We start from the raw sequence: 18,433 nt of genomic DNA, 5'->3' as shown, positions 1-18,433 counted from the left end.
GGCCAGACCGCCGCCCTCGCGCACACCCAACCCAAGATCCACCACCGCAGGCTACAGCCCCGCCATGACCTAACCGACCGGCATTGCGCCTAGGCGCGCATGACCGTGGCGATCGGGATACGGGCCGCGCGGATCGCGGGCAGCAAACCGCCCAACACACCCGCCGCCACACCCGCGGCCACCCCGGCGACCCCCGCCTCCCAGGGGAACTGGACGCCTTGGAGCTCCGGTCTACGGCTACCGAACATGCTCGACACCAACTGCAACCCCAAAGCCCCGGCCCCCACGGCGGCGCCCGCGGTGAGCAGACCGATGATCAGAGTCTCGGCCAGCACCACCCCGCCCAACAACAACCGCGGCATCCCGACCGCGCGGCGGAGCGCGAACTCCTCCACCCGTTCGCCGACGGTCGCCAACCCGACGTTGAGGATGCCCGCCACGCCGATGAGCAGCACCAGCGCGGCCATGCCCAGGAAGATCCAGCTCATCAGGTCCAGCTGGGCACCGATGTGCTCACGGGCGTTCACGACGTTGCGGTACAGCGGTTGGTGCGCGCCGAGCGCGTTCAGCCGGGCCTCCAGCCGCTGGACGACCGGCTCCCCCGACGGGCTCAGGTACAGGCTGAAGTACTGGTCCCCGGTCTCCTGCGGCGTCCACATCGCCAGCTCGTCGGACCGCACGTAGACGGTCGGGAACTGCTGGCCGTCGTGGACCGTGCCGACGATGTGCGGCGTGGAGTTGGCCGTGCCGCTCGGTCCGCCGACCCCCATCGACGCACCCAGGCGCATCTCCGCGGGCACCTGGTACTGCCGGAAGGCGAGCGCGGCCTCCCGGTTGAGCACCAGCCCCGGCGACAGCGACGGCGCGCCGGCGAAGTCCAGCCAGGACCCGGATTCCACCTGGAACGGCCGGAACGACCGGATGTCGCCGGAAAGCCCGACCAGCTGCACCTCGATGGCCTGCCCGCGCGGCGCCACCGGCCCGTCGGACACCGCCATGCAGCGGCCTTGGTTGTCGCAGAACATCGGCACGGCCGAGGAACCCTGGTCCGCCCACTTCAGCGGCGTGGCACCGGGGTTGATCGGGGTCAGGCCGGGTTCGCCGACGGTCGCCTGGAACGACGACACGGCCACCACGCCGGACTGGTCCGCCAGCACCTCCCGCACCAGCCGCGCCTGCTCGGGGTTGGCCTGCAGGCTGACCTGGATGGTGCCGTCCTTGCCCGCGGTCAGCTCGATGTCGGCGAGCAGCGCCCGGTTCGCCAGCACCGACCCGGCCTGCACGGTGACCACGGCGAGCACGCCGAGGAACAGGCTGACCATGGACAGGAACGTGCGCAGCTTGCGGGCCCGGATGCCCTGGCCGCCGATGACCAGCGCGGAGCGGAACCGACCGGAGAGCGCCATCAGCTGAACACCCCCTGCCGCTCCGGCACCAGCGCGCCGTCGGTCAACCGGACCACGCGGCCCATGCGGTTGGCGTGCGCGTGGTCGTGGGTGACCAGGATCAGCCCGCAGCCGCGGTGCGTGGCCGCGTGCAGCACGTCGATCACCAACGCCCCGGTCTCGGTATCCAACGCGCCGGTCGGCTCGTCGGCGAGCAGGATCCTGGGCTCCCGCACCAGGGCGCGGGCGATGGCCACCCGCTGCTGCTCGCCGCCGGAGAGCCGGGACGGCCGGTGCTTGGCCAGGTGCGCGATGCCAACCAGGTCGAGCGCCGCCATCACTTTGGCCCGGCGCTTGCGGCGCGGCAACCAGCCCTGCCCGTTCACCAGCGCCATCGACACGTTCTGCATCGCGGTGAGGTGCTTGAGCAGGAAGAAGCGCTGGAACACGAACCCGAACTCGGCGCTGCGCAGCTTGGCCGCGCGGCGCTCGCGGATGCGGGCGATGTCGTTGCCGTGCAGCAGGTACTGGCCCGTGTCCGGGCGGTCGAACAGGCCGATGAGGCTGAGCAGGGTGCTCTTGCCGGAACCGGACCGGCCGAGGATGGCGACGCTCTCCCCCGGGTGCACCGTCAAGTCCACGCCGGAGAGGATCGACCGCGGCTCCCCCTGGCCCTTCAGCGTCTTGGTGACGCCGGAAAGCTGCACCAGTGGCGCGTTCACGGTCACTTCCCCGGGGTCGCGTTCGGGTCCTGGGCCGGGGGCAGGTTCGGCCCGGGCACGGCCAGCTTCTCGGTGCCGGTCAGCCCGGACTTGATCTCCACCACGCGGCCGTCGGTCAGCCCGAGGGTCACGTCCTTGGTCTGCCGGGCGCCGTCGGGGCCGAGCACATCGACCTTGCCCTGCCCCTGCTTGCCCGCCACGGCCTCGACCGGGGCGACCAGGGCCTGCTTGGCCTGCCCGGTGACCACCTCCAGGGTGGCGTCAGCGCCGTTGATCAGCTGGATGCCCGCGGGCGCGGTGCAGACCAGGCGCATGCCCGTGGCCTCGGACGGCGTCCGGGAGTCCTTAGCGGGCTGGTTCGGCTGCTGCTGCGGGACCGGCGGGGGTTGGGACGGGTCGCCGGGCTTGGGCTCGGTCTGCGGCTGGGCCGGCGGTGCCGGGGGCTCCGGGATGGTGCCCGGCGGCAGCGCGGCGGTGGTGCCCAGGACCGCGCAGTCGAACGGCCCGGGGCCGCTGGTGATCTGCGCGCGGACCACGGCGGGGCCGCCGGTCAGCGCGTAGGCCTGGGCACCGTCGATGTCGGCGACGATGCCGTAGCCGCCGTACTTGGCCGAGACGACGGGCATCCCGGCGGTCACGTCGGCCCGGTCGTCGACCAGGCGTCCGGCGAAGGTGGACCCGGCCGGGACGTCGATGGTGGTCGACTTGCCGCCGGCCCACACCGCGCCCGCCCTGGTGGGCTTGGTCGGCGTGCCTTTCTGGTCCTTGACCTCGACGTAGCGGATCTGACCGCCCGCCGGGGCGACCAGTCCGAAGATCGGGTTGAGCGTCACCTTGCCCTTGAGGCTGACCTTGTTGGTCAGGTCCTGGCGGGTGAGCGAAGCGGTTGTCATGGTGGTGCCGCGCTCGGCGAGCTCGGGCACGGGCGTGCTGGCCGTCGTGGCCGAACACCCCGCCACCACTGCGGCACTGGCCAGCCCAGTGAGGATCAGACGTGTGTTCACCGGCGTCCCCCTGTCGATGCGAACCGGTATCGACTCGGACTATACACACGGTGAATAGTGGCGTCGCTCAACCCCGCCAGTGGTCGCGGAGAGCCTGCAGGAAAGCGCGCATGGCAGGTCTGCCGGTACTTTCGACCCGCCTTACCGCAAGGACGCGCCGGACCATCTTCGGTTCCACGGGGCGCAGGACCACCCCCTCCGGGACCTGGTCACCGGCCAGTTTCGGCAACAACGCGACCCCAAGACCAGCGGCGACGAGGGCGAGTTGAGTGGGAAATTCCCCAGCCTGGTGCACTACGTCCGGCTGGCGTTCGGCGGCGCTGAAGGTGCTCACGAGCCAGTTGTGGCAACTGGTGCCCGCGGTGCCCCCGATCCACGGCTCGTCGACCAGGTCGACGGCGCGAACCCGCTGCTGGTCGGCCAAGGGATGCGCGGCGGGGAGCGCGACGTTGATGTGGTCGATGCCGATCTCGGTGCTGTGCAGGCGCTCGGAGAGCTCCAAGGGGGCGTTGGTCCAGTCCTGGCTCATGGCGAGGTCGTGGTCGCCCCGGGCGACACCGGCGACGGCGTCGTAGGGCTCGGCTTCGCGGAGGCGGACGTGGAGGTCGGGGTGCTCCTTGGCCAGGGCGGTCAGAACACGGGGTAGGAGACCGCGCGCGGCGGTGGGGAAGGCGGCGACGGTGAAGTCGCCCCGCACCTCACCCCTGCGCCGCTCCAGGTCGACCTCGGCTTCCTCGACGGCGCTCAGGATCCGGGCGGCGTGCTGGGCGAGGACGATGCCTTCCTCGGTCAGGCGGATCCGGCGGCCGTGGCGTTCGACCAGGGGGCACCGGGCCTCGCGTTCCAGCTTGGCCATCTGTTGGGAGACGGCGGACGGCGTGAGGCGGAGGGTGTCGGCGGCGGCCGCGAGGGTTCCCTGGTCGGCCACCGTGCGGAGGATGCGGAGCCGCACCAGATCGAACATGGCGCCGATTCTAGTGGCGGGGTTCAAAGTCCACTATGGACTCTGACCCGAGCTATTTGCCCACCGGTGAAACCAACCCCGTGCGCACCGCGTAGAGCGCGGCCTGGGTGCGGTCGTTGAGGCCCAGTTTGCCGAGGATGGCGGTCATGTGGGTCTTCACCGTCTTCTCCGACAGCACCAGTCTGCGGGCGATCTCCCGGTTGGTGTTCCCCCGTGCCACCTCCTCCAGCACCTCGCGCTCGCGCGCCGTCAACGTCGCCGCGCCGGGGCGGGTGTCGCCCTCGGCCAGCAACCGGGCCACCGACGGGTGCAGCAGGACGTGGCCCGCGTGCACCGAACGCACCGCCGCTGCCAGGGCCAGGGGGTCGACGTCCTTGTAGACGTAGCCCGCCGCGCCCGCGCGGACCGCCGGGACGATGGCGGTGGGTTCGGTGTAGCTCGTGATGACCAGGACCCGCGCCGGGTTGCCCGTCTCGCGCAGGCCGTGCAGGGCGTAGACGCCGTCCGTGCCGGGCATGCGCAGGTCGAGCAGCACCACGTCCGGGCGCAGCCGCTCGGCCTCGGTCACGCAGGTGGCGCCGTCGGCGGCCTCGCCGACCACGGTGATGTCGGCCTGCAGGTCGAGGAACGTGCGGAGTCCCTGTCGCACCACCGGGTGGTCGTCAACCACGAGCACCCGGATCACCTCAGCCGCCAAGGGGCACCTCCAACCGCACCGTCGTCCCGCCCGGGCTGTGCGAGTCCACCGCCAAGTCGCCGCCCACCGCGCGGGCGCGCTCGCGCATCGACTTGATGCCGAGCCTGCGCGTGCCGCTGCCCGCCACGTCGAAGCCCAAACCGTCGTCGCTGACGCGCAGCACCAGGTTGTGCTCGCGGACCATCAACTCGACGACGATGCGCGCCGCGCGCGCGTGCCGCAGCGCGTTGTGCAACGCCTCTTGGCTGACCCGGTACACGGCCTCCTCCCGCGGTGACGTCAACCGGGGGACCGCGCCCGCCCGGTAGACGATTTCGATGTTGTGCACGCGGTTTAGCAGGTCGGTCAGCTTGCCGATGGCGATGTCGAGCCCGTCGCCCGCCAGGTCGGGCGGGCGCAGGCCGACCACGACCGACCGCAGCTCCGCGGCCACCTCGGCGGACAGTCGTCGGACCAGCGCCAGCTCCAGCATCGACCGCGGCCCGTCGCGGTCGGCCAGCGTGGCCGCGGACTCGGCGGCCAACCGCAGGCTGAACAGCTTCTGCGTGACGGCGTCGTGCAGCTCGCGCGCGATGCGGTTGCGCTCCTCGACGATCGACAGCTCGCGGGCGCGCTCGTGCAACCGCGCGTTGACGATGGCGATGGCGGCGTGCGCGGCCAGCAGCACCAGCATCTCCTCGTCCTGCGCGGTGAACCCGCCGTCCTTGTTGGCCACGAAGATCTCCCCGAGGATCTCGTCGCCGTCGGTGATGGGCACGCCGAGGAAGCTCGTCAGCTCCGGGTGCGCCGCGGGCCACCACTCGAACCGCGGGTGCTCGCGGATGTCGTCGAGCCGGACCGGGTTGGGTTCGCGCAGCAGCAACCCGAGCAGACCGTGCTGACGCGGCACCGGCCCGATCGCGGCCCACTGCTCGTCGGACACCCCGTCGGCGAGGAACTCGGCGAACCCACCCGCGTCGTCGGGCACGCCCAACGCGGCGAAGCGCGCGCCCACGAGCCTGCGCGCCGACGTCAGGATCGTGGTCAGCACATCGCGCACCGACAGGTGCGTGGCGACGGCCAGCACCGCGGCGCTGACGGCGCGCAGCTCACTTCTCCCGATTCCGGTCACGGTTCCACATTACCGACCCGCCCCGACAAAACCCCGGTCCTAAGACCAAAGTCCGAGATAAGTCCAGACCCGAGACCGATGCTTCCCCCCACCCCCAAACCTAACGTGGAAACCAACGCCAACAGGAAGGAAAAACCCATGCCGACAAAGAACCCCGTCGCGATCATCACCGGCGCCTCCCGAGGCCTCGGCCTGGCCACGGCGGAAACACTGTCCAACACCGGATGGCGCCTGGTGCTCAACGCCCGCGGCGGCGCAGCGCTCGCCACCGCCGCACAGCGACTCCCCGGCACCATCGCGATCCCGGGCGACATCACCGACCCGGACCACCGCGCGCGGCTGGTGGCCGCGGCGGAGGAACTAGGCGGCGCCACCCTGCTGGTGAACAACGCGGGCGCGCTGGGACCAAGTCCCCTGCCTACCCTCGCCAACCACCCCCTCGACGCGTTCCGGGACGTGTTGGAGACGAACGTGATCGCCCTCCTCGGGTTGACCCAACTCGCCCTACCGACCTTGCGCAGCCGGTCAGGCGCGATTCTCAACATCACCTCGGACGCGGCCGTAGTCGCCTACGAGGGCTGGGGTGGCTACGGGTCGTCCAAGGCCGCGGTGGAACAACTCAGCCGGGTCCTGGCCGTCGAGGAGTCCGGGGTGCGGGTGTGGTGGGCCGACCCAGGCGACCTGCGAACCCAAATGCACCAGGACGCCTTCCCGGGCGAAGACATCAGCGACCGCCCCCTGCCCAGGACAGTGACACCGGCCATCCTCAAGTTATTGGCCACCAACCCGGAGTCGGGCCGCGTGCGTCTACCGGATTTCCTATGACGACACCGCGCGCCCTATGGCTGCCGTTCGAGGTAGACGACCTGGATTCGCTTAAGAGGTTCTACCGAGACCTCTTAGGCTTACCTGAAGTCGACTCGTGGACGACGCCTACCGAACGCGGCACGGTCCTCCGCATCACGGACGGCGCTTACCTGGAACTGGTCTCCCCGGGCACCTCCAGAGCACCGGTCCCGCTCGCCATCGAGCTGGCCGGTAGGTCGGAGGTAGAGGCTACCTTCGCCCGCCTCCACGGCGCTCCGGTCGTGCGACCACCCGGCCCATACCTACGAGGCCACTACGGCTTCGAGGTCCGGGACCCATCAGGCACCCACATCATGGTGTGGCACGAAAAGCCAACGTGACAGCGCCTGGGGGAGCCACTCCATCCGCACCTGTCCACGACAACACCGGCAACAAGCCACACCAACTCAACCCCGCGGAACCTCGACCACACTCGATGTGCGCGCTCCTCGCAGCTTCGGCGGCACGAGTCCAGCCGGACAGCGGGAAGCAACCATCACCACGCCACCGCGCAGACGACACAGTAGGTCGCCACCCGCTACCGCGACGGCACACGGTGGACTTCGCGGGTCCGAACCACAGCGGCAACGCCTGCCGCACAACGCCAGTCTGGCCCGCGTGACTACCGCTTTCACCTGCTCGTGCAGCAGACCCGGTCTCGCACCGAAGTTACGACTGCGGTCGACGCCCGAACCGCACGCCAGCAAAGTCGTCGACCAGTCCGAACCAAGACGACGGCGACGCGGCAGTCCGCGTCGGTGTCCACATCGCCGCAAAGCCACCGTGGCCGAGCGGTGTCCGAGGCCGCACCAGCAGTCCACAAGATCACACAACAACTCGACCGGCGAGGTTCAGGCACCAGCATGTCCACGACAGGGGTCTCGGCCGTCGTCGCCCGCTGCCCGGCTATCCGGGCAGTTCAGTCAGCTCACCGACCAGGGGGAAGCACATGAAGACGTTGCAGTTCAGGGTAACCGGTGACCTGGAGGCTCATGAGCCGCCAGAGGCACGTGGGTTGACGCGGTCCGGGGTGCGGCTACTTGTCGGGGACGGCGCCGAGGTGAGTCATCGGCGGTTCGAGGAGTTGCCGGACATCCTCCGACCGGGAGACGTGTTGGTGGTGAACACGTCGGCGACGATGCCTGCGGCTGTGCCGGTGGTGGGTGCGGACCTGGCGTTGCACTTCTCCACCGAATCGCCGGGCGGCCTGTGGTTGGTGGAACTGCGCGCGGTGGCCGAGAAGGCGACGAAGCCGTACACGGGTGGCGTGGTGGGGCTGCGGTTAGCGCTACCGGGCGGCGGGGCTGCGACGTTGGTGCAGCCGTACTCGCGGGGTCGGCTGTGGGTGGCGTCAATCTATCCCGGCCGGTTCGGGAGCGTGCTCGAGTACCTGGAGGTGTTCGGGGCGCCGATCCGCTACGGGTACGTGTCGCGCCCGTGGCCGTTGCGGTACTACCAGACGGTGTTCGGAACCGAACCGGGCAGCGCGGAGATGCCCAGCGCATCGAGGCCGTTCACAGACCGGGTGGTGACCCGACTGGTGTCGGCGGGCGTGCAGTTCGCCCCGGTGCTGCTACACACGGGCGTGGCATCGCCGGAGGCTCACGAGCGGCCCTACCCGGAGCGGTTCCAGGTCGCCGACACCACCGCCCGAGTCGTGAACACGGCCCGGGCGGCGGGTGGCCGGGTGGTCGCTGTGGGAACGACGGCGGTACGAGCCTTGGAGTCCGCCGCGGACGAGGACGGGGTGGTACGAGCAGCGTCGGGCTGGACAGACCTGATCGTGACACCGGAGCGTGGGGTGTTGGCCGTGGACGGTCTGCTGACCGGGTTCCACGAGCCAGAGGCCTCCCATGTGGACATGCTCGTGGCGGTGGCCGGGGAGGAGTTGTTGGCCCAGTGCTATCAGGAGGCGTTGGCGGAAAGGTACCTGTGGCACGAGTTCGGGGATGTGAACCTGTTGCTGAGGTAGCGGCAGAGGCCGGCCTCGCTCGAGGACAGCTCAGCACCGCACGAGCAGACCGCGAGCCACCCAAGCACGGACAGCACGAGGAGGACAGGGCAAACACGACATGGCAGAAGATGGGAGGCCGGTCGAACGCGCGGCACAGAGCACCGCACCACATCGCGCACCCGGACAGCGCCAGGCAGGGCACGACACCAGAAGGGCCGGGACCACCCGAAGGGTGGGGACACCGCGTGTCCGCGCAGTACGGCAGGACAGGTCACGACTCGGCAGACGCAGAGCGAGAAGACATGGGCGGCTCAGCGGTGCGGCGCGGGGATGTTCGGGCCCGTCGGATAGGTCACCACGAGTGGCTGCGGGCAGGGCTCGGGTGAGGGGAGACAGCGAGGTCCCGGGTCAGACACCAGGTCGGCGGTGAGCATTCGCCGGGCTGTGCGAGGAAAGGTTGTGCGAAAGGAACGAGGCGGTTGGTTTTATTTGGGTCGATCGTGATCGACGAATGGCTGGACCTGGCGAAAGGAGGCGGAGGCAGGGGTGGTGACGCGGTATTCGGTGCGCGAGCGGAGTCGGGCCATCGGCGAAGGCGCGGGCAGAAGGGGGCCGGTTGAGAGGAGCACGGGTGGGAGGAGCGCGTAAGGGAGGTCTTTAGTTGGAGTAATCAACTCCCGAGGTTGACGGTGTCGGGGGTTGGGGTGTCGGCGTAGAGGTCGTCGATGGTGGTGGCGTATTTCCGGGCTATGGGTTTGCGGCGGAGTTTGAGGGTTGGGGTGAGTTCGTCGCCGCCGGGTTCCCAGTAGCTGGGGACGATGTGGAACCGCTTGACCTGTTCGACTCTGGAGAGGCGGGTGTTGCCGGTGCGGATGGCCTGCTCGATCCGGGCGCGGGTCTGCTCCGCCGCGGCGACGGCCTGGCAGGTGTTGGGCAGGTCGTGTTCGGTGGCGAAACGGGTGGCGGCGTCCTGGTCCAGGACGACGAGGGCCGAGATGTACGGGCGGTCGTCGCCGATGGCCACCACCTGGCCGATCAGGCCGCCTTCGGCCTTGATGGCGTTCTCGATGTTGGTGGGCGACATGTTCTTGCCCGCCGCGTTGATGATCAGCTCTTTCTTGCGGTCGACTATGGAGACGAAGCCGTCCGCGTCGACGGTGCCGATGTCTCCGGTGTGGATCCAGCCGTCTTCGTCGAGGGTTTCGGCGGTTCGGACGGGGTCGGCGCGGTAGCCGCGCATCACGGACGGGCCGCGGATGAGGAGCTCGCCGTCGTCGGCCAGCCGCACCTCGGTGGCGTGGACCGGGGTGCCGACGGTGCCGATCCGGTTGCCGCCGACGCGGCCGGACGTGCCCAGCCCGGCCGTCTCCGACATGCCCCAGATCTCGTACACCGGCACGCCGATGCCCCAGAAGAACTCCAGCGTCCGCACCGGGATCGCCGCCGCCCCCGACGCGGGCATCTTGGCCTCGGTGAGGCCCAGGCGGGCCCGCAGCTTGGCGAACACCAGGCGGTCGGCCAGGCGCTGGGCCACCCGGAGGCCGAGAGGCACCGGTTCGCCCGCCTCGACCACCCGTCCGTGGCGGGTGCCGATGTCGATCGCCCAGGTGGCCAGTGTGCGCTTGGGGGCTGGTTCGGCGGCGATGGCGGCCTCGATGGCCAGTCGGAACTTCTGCCACACCCGGGGCACGGCGAAGAACAGGTGCGGGCGAACCTCCGGCAGCACCTCCCCCAGCCGCCGGGGGTCGTCGAGGGAGGTCACGACGGTGCCGAACAGGATGGACGCGTAGTGCGACACCACGCGGTCGGCGATGTGCGCCGAGGGGAGGAACGACAGGACCCGGTCGCCCGGGAGCAGTTGGAACGCGTTGCGCAGCGCGGCGGATACCGCCATCACGTTGGCGTGGGTCAGTTCGACGCCCTTGGGCGGGCCGGTCGTGCCCGAGGTGTAGATGATCGTCGCCAGGTCGGAGGGCGCCACCGCCCGCCAGGCCGCCTCGAAGTCGAAGGAGTCGGCGTCGGCCGCCTCCACGTCGGCCAGTGGCACCGTGTCGGCCACCGACCCGTTGACGCAGACCAGCCGCAGGTCGGGTGCCGCCGCGCGCAGGATCGGCACGAAGGCCGCCTCGGTCACCACGACCCGGGCGCCCGCGTTGGCGAACACGTGCGTCAGCTGCTCGGCCGCGCTGGTGTTGTAGACCGAGAACGGCACGGCGCCCAGGTGCAGTGCGGCCGTGTCGACCAGGTGGAACTCGGGTCGGTTGGTCAGCATCAGCCCCACCGCGTCCCCCGGTCCGACCCCCAAGGCGGCCAGCCCGGCCGCGATGGCGCGCACCCGCCGCGCGTACTCGCGCCAGGTCACCGCGACGGTGTCCCCCGGGGTCCGCAGGGCGACCAGGTCCGGGTTCTCCGCCGCCGTGGCCTGGAAGGCCGCGCACAAGGTCCGGTGCTCACTCATCGCGCCACCTCTCGCCACTGTGGTCCACGACACAGGGCAGTGATCGTAAGGAGCGCGGTCGGCCGTTGTCTACGGCCGATTCGTCCGCTTTTCGATCGAGGTGGGCGCTAGCCCGCGCCGAGGCAGATGAACGGGCGGCGGTAGGGGTCCTCCGCGATCGACGCGGCCAGTGCCCGGGCGGGTGCGACGCCCGCGGTCAGCGACCGGTGGTAGGTGACCATGGCGGTGGCCGCCGACTCGTCGCCGACCCGGCTCGTCGCGGCGATGACCGTGCGGACGCCGCTGGCCAGCAGCGCGCCCGCGTAGCCCAGGGCCTCGTCGCCGGGGCGGACGTAGTTCAGCGCCAGCTCGCAGGCGGCGAGGACGACCTGGCGGGGCGGCTGCCGCAGCCGGGACAGCTCGTAGGCGAACAGCGGACCGTCGGCCAGCTCCAGCCTGGAGAACAGCGCGTTGGTCGGTTCGTGCTCACCGTGGGCGGCCAGGTGGGCCAGTTCGGCACCATCCAACGCGGACAGCACACCCGCCACTGTCGCGTGGTCACCGTCGAGGGCGACCGCCTCCGGGTAGATCTCGCGCAGCGGCCCCTCTTCGGCGACCAACCCGGTCAACATCGGACCGCGGGCCAGCACCGTCCGGCCGCGCGGCGCCGACCCCGTGGCCGCGCTCAGCCAGGCCGTCGCGGACGGGGCGACGACGATCGGGCGGCCCCACAGCGAGGGCAGGCTCCCCCACGGCACCGCGTAGAGCGCGCCGGTCGGCACGATCACCAGGTCCCGGTCGCCGATCAGCGGCAGCAGCGGCTGGATCAGCTGGCGGTCCAGCCCGCCCGCGCTGCGCGCCGCCGAGGTCTTGACGACCTCCACGATCGGCGGGGGCAGCGTGTCCGGCGCCAGCACGTCGAGGTCGGCGTGCAGGCGGGCGGCCCACTCCGCGGCTTCGACCGCCGACCCGAGGCGGACCATCTTGGCGCCGGTCCCGGCCACCACGACCGCGACCAGGTCGTCGTCGGAGGTCGCGAAGGACACCAGTACCCGACCGTCCAGGGCGGGACCGACGGCCTCCAGGGTCGCGACCGGACGCGGCTTGCCCCACGGGCTGGCGTACCAGCCCTGCCGGGCGACCTCGCGCTCCAGGGTCGCGGTCTGCTGCTCCAGCTTCTCCGCCGACCGACCGGCCAACCGGACCAGCTGGGCCGTGCGCTTGGCCAGCCGCAGCTCCGTCGCCTTCTCCGCCATCCGCGGGTCGGCGATGTCCGGCATCGGCTCGTAGCGGTAGACCTGCGCGCGCGTGCGCTCCAGCCAGCCGAACAGCCGCCGCGCGTCGGGGCGCTGGTGCTCCAGCACCAGCCGCACGGCCATGTCGCCGAGCTGCCTGCCGTGCACCGCGGTGCCGCACATGAGTTCCAGGCCGCCCATGCGGTCGCGGGCACGACCCAGCTCGGTCAGCCCGGCGCGGGCCTCGGCGAGCGCGCCGCGGGTGTCCTGGGTGGCCACGGCGAGTTCCGCGCGGCACAGGCGCAGCAGCATCCGGTGGTCGACCGGTGTGGTCACCCGGGGTTTGGGGACCTGGTCCAGCAACTCCGTCGCGGCGGCGAGGTCGCCGCGGTGGATCTGCAGCCGCACCGCGAGCATCAGCGCCAGTGCGGCCTCGTCCTCCAGCAGCAACCCGCGCAGCTGCTCGGCGAGCCGCACCGCGGTGGCGGGCAATGCACGGGGTACGTGGATCCCGTTGCGCTGCTTGGTTTGGATCTTGACCGGTCGGGCGCGGTCGCCGTCGAGGGCGGTGAGGGTGTCGGCGCGCAGCGCGGCCAGCGCGGCGACGGACGCCCAGCGCTCGTTGCCGCGCCGGGTGAACATCCGCTCGCTGCGCCGGGCCCGGCGCCGGGCCTGGGCCGCGTCGCCGTGCAGCAGGGCGGCGGCGGCGCGGGCGATCTCGGCCTCGGCGGCGTCCTGCCCGACGCGTTGGCGGCGCAGCCGGGGCAGCGCGTCGTCGAGGTGCCGGGCGGCCTCGTCGACGAGTCCACCCGCGAGCAGCGCGCGGGCCTGGTCGAGCTGCACGACCGGGAGCATGCTCGGCGCGCGTTCCTGGCAGTCGCGGGAGGTCTCGGCGAAGTAGCGCAGCGCGGTGGGCACGTCGCCGGTCATGTGCGCGACGTAGCCCCGGTTGTGCCGGGCCTTGATGGCGATGTCGTGCAGTTCGTACTTCTCACACAGCTCGATGCAGGTGTCGAGTTCGGCGATGGCCGCGTTCGTCTGGGACCGCTCGATCTGCGCGAGGCTGCGGTTGAGGTACAGGCTCGCCAGCACGTACGGGTCGCCCGCGCCCTCGGCGAGTCCGGCGCGCAGCCGCCGCGCGGCCTCGTCGAGCAGTTCCAGGCCCAGCTCGGTGTTGCCCGCGCGGATGTGCAGGAACCCGCGCTGCTCCACCGAAAGCCCAGCCAGCTCGGTGCGCCGGGGGCCGACCGGCAGCTCGTCGAGCAGCTCGTCGGCCTCGGAGAGCCGCTTGATGCCGGTGGTGATCGAGCTGCCCTCGGTCTCGGCGTAGGCCAGCGTCACCAGGACGCGGACGCGCAGCTCCACGACCTCGGGCGCGTTCTGCTCCGGGGCGGAGTCGAGCACGGCGACGGCTTCGCCGAGCAGCGCCCGCGCACGGGCGAAGGTGTAGGCGTAGACAGCCTTTCGGCCGCGTCGGTACAGCGCGCCTGCACGCCGAACAGCGAGCATGGGTTAAACCCTACGTGCCGCGTCCAGCGGTGGACGCGGCACGTGGGGCACAGCCGGGTGGACGGGGTGTCCCGCGGTGGTCGCTACGACCGCCACCCGAGCTGCTTGAGGTCCTCGTCGCACAGGTCGCGGGCCTGGATCGCCCGCGCGGTGCGCTCGTCGACGGTCTTGGCGTCGGCCAGTTCGGTGAGCCGGGCGGCGAGCATGCCCGCGACCACCGGTGTGGCGAAGGAAGTCCCGGCCCACACGGCGAAGCCGCTGGTGAGGTCGTCCGGGTCGAGGGTGGCCCGGCGCAGCGCGCCGGGGACGGCCAGTTCCAGGTCGGGCTCCTCCGGTCCCTGCCACAGCGGCACGGTGGAGACCACGGCGTTGCCCGGCGCCCAGCGGGTGACCCAGTCGCCCTCGTTGCTGAACGCGGCGACCGTGCGGCCGGACGCGTTCAGCGCGCCGACCGCGATCAGCAGGTCGTTGCCGCTGTTGGAGCCGTCGGAGTTGAGCGCCATGGCGGCCGGGATGAACGGGCGCCGGGTGGCGTCGTTGCCCGCCGCGGCCACTACGACCACACCGAGGTCGGTCAGCTTGCGCACCGCCTCGGCCAGTTTCAGGCCGGTGGTCTCGTCGTGGTGCTCGGGGTAGAAGCCGAGCGAGATCGAGACGATGTCGACCAGGTCCTCCGGCCGGTTCTCGTCGAGCGCCCGCTGCACCCGTACGCGCAGCCACTCCAACCCGGTCAGCACGGAACCGTCGGTGGTGACGCCGTCGGTGTGCAGCACGCGGAGCGACAGCACCCGCGCGTCCGGGCACTTCTGGAACACCAGGCCGGAGACGAAGGTGCCGTGCCCGGCGTGCGAGTCGGTCAGCCCCAGCAGCGGCTGGATGACGTCGCGCTCCTCGAAGGGCGAGCGCAGCGACGGCAGCGCGCCGCCGGTCTCGTCGGTGAGCGTCTCCTCCAGGTCGCTCAGCAGCGCCTGGAACTCGAAGGACACCTCGACGACCGGGTCCGGCACGGAGGTCAGGTCCCGCGCGAAGACCTCGTCCGCCTCGACGACCTGTGCCTTGTCGCGCGACCCGACCGACAGCCACGGGTGCTCGCCGATGCCGGTGTCGAGCACCGCCACCACCGGGCGGCGCCCCGACTTGAGCGTGGTGGGCTCGCGGCGGTGCGGTTGCGGGAGGAACAGGCGCACGGCGTTGCGGGCGCCGTTGCCCAGCGCGATTGCGCCGCCGCCGACGCCGTTGCCGAAGGGCACGCCGTTGCCGAACGGGACCCCGTTGCCGAAGGGCACGCCGTTGCCGAAGGGCGTGGCGCCGCCGAAGGTCTGGCCGTCCATCCCGACCGAGGCGGCGAGCGCGATGTGCTCCAGGCCGATGCCGCGGACCTCTTCCGGTTTCATGGTGCGGCGCAGGGTGGACAGCACGGTCCACGGGTCCGGCGCGCGCTCGGTGATCGCGTCCGCGCGCACGTGCAGCAGTACCGGCACCGGGAAGTCGCCGCTGAAGCGCTCCAGCGCCTCGCGCCAGCCCGCGGTGGTCGGCAGGTGCACGACCAACTCCACGCCGAGCGGGACGAGCTTGTCGTTGAACCGTCCGATCGCGGCCGCGTCACGGGCGGTGGACAGCGGCACCAAGAGCGTGTTGGACCGGTACGCGGTGGAGTCGGGGCGCCTGCCGCGCTCGCCCGGCACCGCGGTGGACGGGTTAAGGATCTTCGCCCGGTGCCGCACCAGCACGTCGGCCGAGAGGCCGATCACCTGTGGGAACCGGGAAAGGTCATCGGGTTTGGCCGTACGCGCCGCACGCTCCCCGTTGGCGCTCTGCTCCGCCATGGAATACCCCACCCCGAAGTCGTTGGTCACGGTCGGTGTCTCTCGCCCGCCGACCTGCTCATCCGTAGTAGAGCAGTCGTGGGGTCACGAGATACATCGATTCGCAAACCTCCTGCGTAACGCCTATTTCGGATCAACTCTCCGCTGATCTTCCCGTGACGATCAGTGAACATCTCGGCGGCGGTGATACCCAGAAAGACCAGCGCGGCCAATGAAGACAACAAGAAACACGGTGTCGACGCAACGCCCCTATCGGGTATTCCTCACTACGGGTCGACACACCGTGCGTTTTCCGTGACCGGATAATCGAACACGTGGTCATCTTTCCCGATTCCGTAACGGGACCGCTCCACAGTGGATCCGTCGCACTGCGGAATGTGACGACCGCTCGCCGATCCGGGAGCGACTACGCGGTCGCCGCGATGGTGGCGCTGCCGAGGACGACGTCGCCGTCCGGGTCCGGGCGGTAGAGGACAACGGCCTGTCCCGGTGCCACACCGCGCAACTCCGCGCCGGGCCGGACCAGCAGCTCACCATCCACAAAGGACGCGTGGGCGGTGGTGGTGCCGCCGTGCGCGCGGATCTGGGCGACGCAGTCGACCGGTCCGGTCAGCGGTTGACCGGACGGCCAGATCGGCCGGACACCGGTGATCTCGCGGACGGACAGCCGCTCGGCGGACCCGATCCGCACGGTGCCCTGGACCGGTTCCAGGGACAGCACGTACCGGGGGCGGCCGTCGGGGGCGGGCGCCTCGATGCCGAGCCCGTGCCGCTGGCCGACGGTGAACCCGTGCACCCCGGTGTGCACGCCGAGCACCGCACCGGTCTCGTCGTCGACGAGCGTGCCGGGCCGGGCGCCGAGCTTGGCGGTGAGGAAGGCGCGGGTGTCGCCGTCGGGGATGAAGCAGATGTCGTAGCTGTCGGGCTTCTCGGCGACGGCCAGCCCGCGCTCGGCGGCCTCCGCGCGCACGTCGGCCTTCACCGAGCGGCCGAGCGGGAACATGGCGTGCGCGAGCTGCTCGGCGGTCAGCGAGGCCAGCACGTACGACTGGTCCTTGTCCAGGTCGGCGGCGCGGCGGAGTTCCGGGTGTCCGTCCACCGTGGCCAACCGGGCGTAGTGGCCGGTGCACACCGCGTCGAAGCCGAGCGCGACGGCCTTGTCCAGCAGCGCCTCGAACTTGATCCGCTCGTTGCACTTCAGGCACGGGTTGGGGGTGCGGCCCGCGGCGTACTCGGCGACGAAGTCCTCGACCACGTCCTCGGTGAACCGCTCGGCGAAGTCCCAGACGTAGAACGGGATGCCCAGGATGTCGGCGACCCGGCGGGCGTCGTGCGCGTCCTCGACGGTGCAGCAGCCGCGCGAGCCGGTGCGCAGCGTGCCGGGCTTGGCCGACAGTGCCAAGTGGACACCGGTGACGTCGTGCCCGGCCTCGACCGCGCGCGCGGCGGCCACGGCCGAGTCGACTCCGCCGCTCATCGCGGCCAGCACTCGCATGGGGGACCTACACCTCCGCGTGGGACGCGCCGCGCCGCAGCCCGGCCAGCCCGGCGTTGCGGGCCCGTTCGACGACCGGCCCGATGGCCGCGGCCAGCACCCGCACGTCCTCGGCGGTCGAGGTGTGGCCGAGGGAGAAGCGCAGCGACCCGCGGGCGTGGGCTTGGTCGACGCCCATGGCCAGCAGCACGTGCGACGGCTGGGCGACACCGGCGGTGCAGGCCGAGCCGGTCGAGCACTCGATGCCGCGGGCGTCGAGCAGCATGAGCAGGCTGTCGCCCTCGCAGCCGGGGAAGCTGAAGTGCGCGTTGCCGGGCAGCCGCGACGGGGCGCCGTCCACCAGCGACTCGCCGGGGTCGCCGTTGAGCACCGCGTCCGGTACCGCGGCGCGGACCGCGCGGACCAGGTCGTCGCGCAGGTCGGCCAGCCGGGCGGCCCGCTCGGCGCGCTGCGCGACGGTGGCGCGCACGGCGGTGGCCATGGCCACGATCGCGGGCACGTCGAGGGTGCCGGAGCGGACGTCGCGCTCCTGCCCGCCGCCGTGCGAGACGGGGGTGCAGGCGGCGTCGCGGGCCAGCAGCAGGGCGCCGACGCCGTAGGGGCCGCCGACCTTGTGGCCGCTGAGCGTGAGGGCGCTCGCGCCGCTGTGCGCGAAGTCGACCGGCAGCACGCCGACGGCCTGCACGGCGTCTGTGTGGAACGGGATGCCGTTGGCCGCGCAGGTGCTCGCGAGCTCGCGGACCGGGTTGACGGTGCCGACCTCGTTGTTGGCCCACATGACGGTGGCGACGGCCACGTCCTCGGGGTTCTCGGCGACGGCGGCGCGCAGCGTGTCCTCGTGCACGCGGCCGAAGTCGTCGACCTCCAGCAGCGTCACGGTGGCGCCCTCGTGCTCGGCCAGCCACAGCGCGGCGTCGAGCACGGCGTGGTGCTCGGTGGCCGAGACCAGGATCCGGGTGCGCTTCGGGTCGGCCGCGCGGCGGGCCCAGAACAGGCCCTTGACCGCGAGGTTGTCGCTCTCCGTGCCACCCGAGGTGAAGATCAGCTCCGACGGTCGGGCGCCGAGGTCGGCGGCCATCGACTCGCGTGCCTCCTCCACCGCGCGCCGCGCCCGGCGTCCGGAGGAGTGCAGTGAGGAGGCGTTGCCGTGGGCGGTCAGCGCCCCGGTCAACGCCGCGGCCGCCTCGGGGAGGATCGGCGTTGTGGCCGCGTGGTCGAGGTACGTCATGGCACCACCAGGGTAGACCG

At 71.5% G+C, this 18,433-nt stretch carries 14 protein-coding genes; 3 read left to right on the top strand and 11 right to left on the bottom strand.

The annotated features are described in order from the left end of the window. Window positions 1–89 precede the first annotated feature (89 nt). The 6 genes from CLV40_RS34570 to CLV40_RS34545 form a co-directional block, all read right to left on the bottom strand. Complete coding sequence (locus CLV40_RS34570) at window positions 90–1,406, bottom strand: ABC transporter permease (protein ID WP_104483241.1); 1,317 nt, start codon at window positions 1,404–1,406, stop codon at window positions 90–92. Continuing rightward, a complete protein-coding gene (locus tag CLV40_RS34565) occupies window positions 1,406–2,107 on the bottom strand; it encodes an ABC transporter ATP-binding protein (protein WP_104483246.1) in 702 nt (233 codons plus the stop codon). Before CLV40_RS34565 ends, CLV40_RS34570 begins: the two co-directional genes overlap by 1 nt. 2 nt (window positions 2,108–2,109) lie before the next feature. Beyond that, on the bottom strand, window positions 2,110–3,111 hold the full coding sequence (locus CLV40_RS34560) for an efflux RND transporter periplasmic adaptor subunit (RefSeq protein WP_104483240.1): 1,002 nt from the start codon (window positions 3,109–3,111) through the stop codon (window positions 2,110–2,112). Between the two features lie 67 nt (window positions 3,112–3,178). Next, complete coding sequence (locus CLV40_RS34555) at window positions 3,179–4,075, bottom strand: LysR family transcriptional regulator (protein WP_104483239.1); 897 nt, start codon at window positions 4,073–4,075, stop codon at window positions 3,179–3,181. A gap of 52 nt (window positions 4,076–4,127) precedes the next feature. After that, on the bottom strand, window positions 4,128–4,751 hold the full coding sequence (locus CLV40_RS34550) for a response regulator (RefSeq protein ID WP_342752331.1): 624 nt from the start codon (window positions 4,749–4,751) through the stop codon (window positions 4,128–4,130). 10 nt (window positions 4,752–4,761) lie between these two features. Beyond that, window positions 4,762–5,883 carry a GAF domain-containing sensor histidine kinase gene (locus tag CLV40_RS34545; RefSeq protein ID WP_104483237.1) on the bottom strand — a complete coding sequence of 374 codons (1,122 nt, stop codon included), beginning with the start codon at window positions 5,881–5,883 and terminating at the stop codon, window positions 4,762–4,764. 138 nt (window positions 5,884–6,021) lie between these two features. On the opposite strand from CLV40_RS34545, the gene CLV40_RS34540 reads away from it, so the two are divergent. The 3 genes from CLV40_RS34540 (at window position 6,022) to CLV40_RS34530 (ending at window position 8,701) form a co-directional block, all read left to right on the top strand. Further along, the gene (locus tag CLV40_RS34540; RefSeq protein WP_104483236.1) at window positions 6,022–6,708 is read left to right on the top strand and encodes an SDR family NAD(P)-dependent oxidoreductase; all 687 of its coding nucleotides are present in this window, start codon (window positions 6,022–6,024) and stop codon (window positions 6,706–6,708) included. Beyond that, window positions 6,705–7,070, top strand: coding sequence for a VOC family protein (locus tag CLV40_RS34535; protein WP_104483235.1), 366 nt, complete (start codon window positions 6,705–6,707; stop codon window positions 7,068–7,070). The genes CLV40_RS34540 and CLV40_RS34535 overlap by 4 nt, the downstream gene beginning before the upstream one ends. A gap of 608 nt (window positions 7,071–7,678) precedes the next feature. Further along, window positions 7,679–8,701 (top strand): S-adenosylmethionine:tRNA ribosyltransferase-isomerase, encoded by a 1,023-nt coding sequence (locus tag CLV40_RS34530; RefSeq protein WP_104483234.1) that lies wholly within the window; start codon window positions 7,679–7,681, stop codon window positions 8,699–8,701. A 652-nt stretch (window positions 8,702–9,353) separates the two neighbouring features. On the opposite strand, the gene CLV40_RS34525 is transcribed toward CLV40_RS34530, so the two are convergent. The 5 genes from CLV40_RS34525 to CLV40_RS34505 form a co-directional block, all read right to left on the bottom strand. Continuing rightward, complete coding sequence (locus CLV40_RS34525) at window positions 9,354–11,141, bottom strand: AMP-dependent synthetase/ligase (RefSeq protein ID WP_104483233.1); 1,788 nt, start codon at window positions 11,139–11,141, stop codon at window positions 9,354–9,356. Between the two features lie 107 nt (window positions 11,142–11,248). After that, window positions 11,249–13,864 carry a CHAT domain-containing protein gene (locus CLV40_RS34520; RefSeq protein ID WP_104483232.1) on the bottom strand — a complete coding sequence of 872 codons (2,616 nt, stop codon included), beginning with the start codon at window positions 13,862–13,864 and terminating at the stop codon, window positions 11,249–11,251. An 83-nt stretch (window positions 13,865–13,947) separates the two neighbouring features. Next, window positions 13,948–15,690, bottom strand: coding sequence for a S8 family peptidase (locus CLV40_RS34515; protein ID WP_146108385.1), 1,743 nt, complete (start codon window positions 15,688–15,690; stop codon window positions 13,948–13,950). 406 nt (window positions 15,691–16,096) lie between these two features. Next, the gene (gene mnmA, locus CLV40_RS34510; protein ID WP_104483230.1) at window positions 16,097–17,185 is read right to left on the bottom strand and encodes a tRNA 2-thiouridine(34) synthase MnmA; all 1,089 of its coding nucleotides are present in this window, start codon (window positions 17,183–17,185) and stop codon (window positions 16,097–16,099) included. Between the two features lie 7 nt (window positions 17,186–17,192). Continuing rightward, window positions 17,193–18,413 carry a cysteine desulfurase family protein gene (locus CLV40_RS34505; RefSeq protein WP_104483229.1) on the bottom strand — a complete coding sequence of 407 codons (1,221 nt, stop codon included), beginning with the start codon at window positions 18,411–18,413 and terminating at the stop codon, window positions 17,193–17,195. Between the last annotated feature and the right edge of the window lie 20 nt (window positions 18,414–18,433).

The organism is Actinokineospora auranticolor, from assembly GCF_002934265.1.
Taxonomy (GTDB): Bacteria; Actinomycetota; Actinomycetes; order Mycobacteriales; family Pseudonocardiaceae; genus Actinokineospora; species Actinokineospora auranticolor.
The sequence above is the reverse complement of the archived record's forward strand: the minus strand, read 5'-3'. Positions and strand labels throughout refer to the sequence as shown.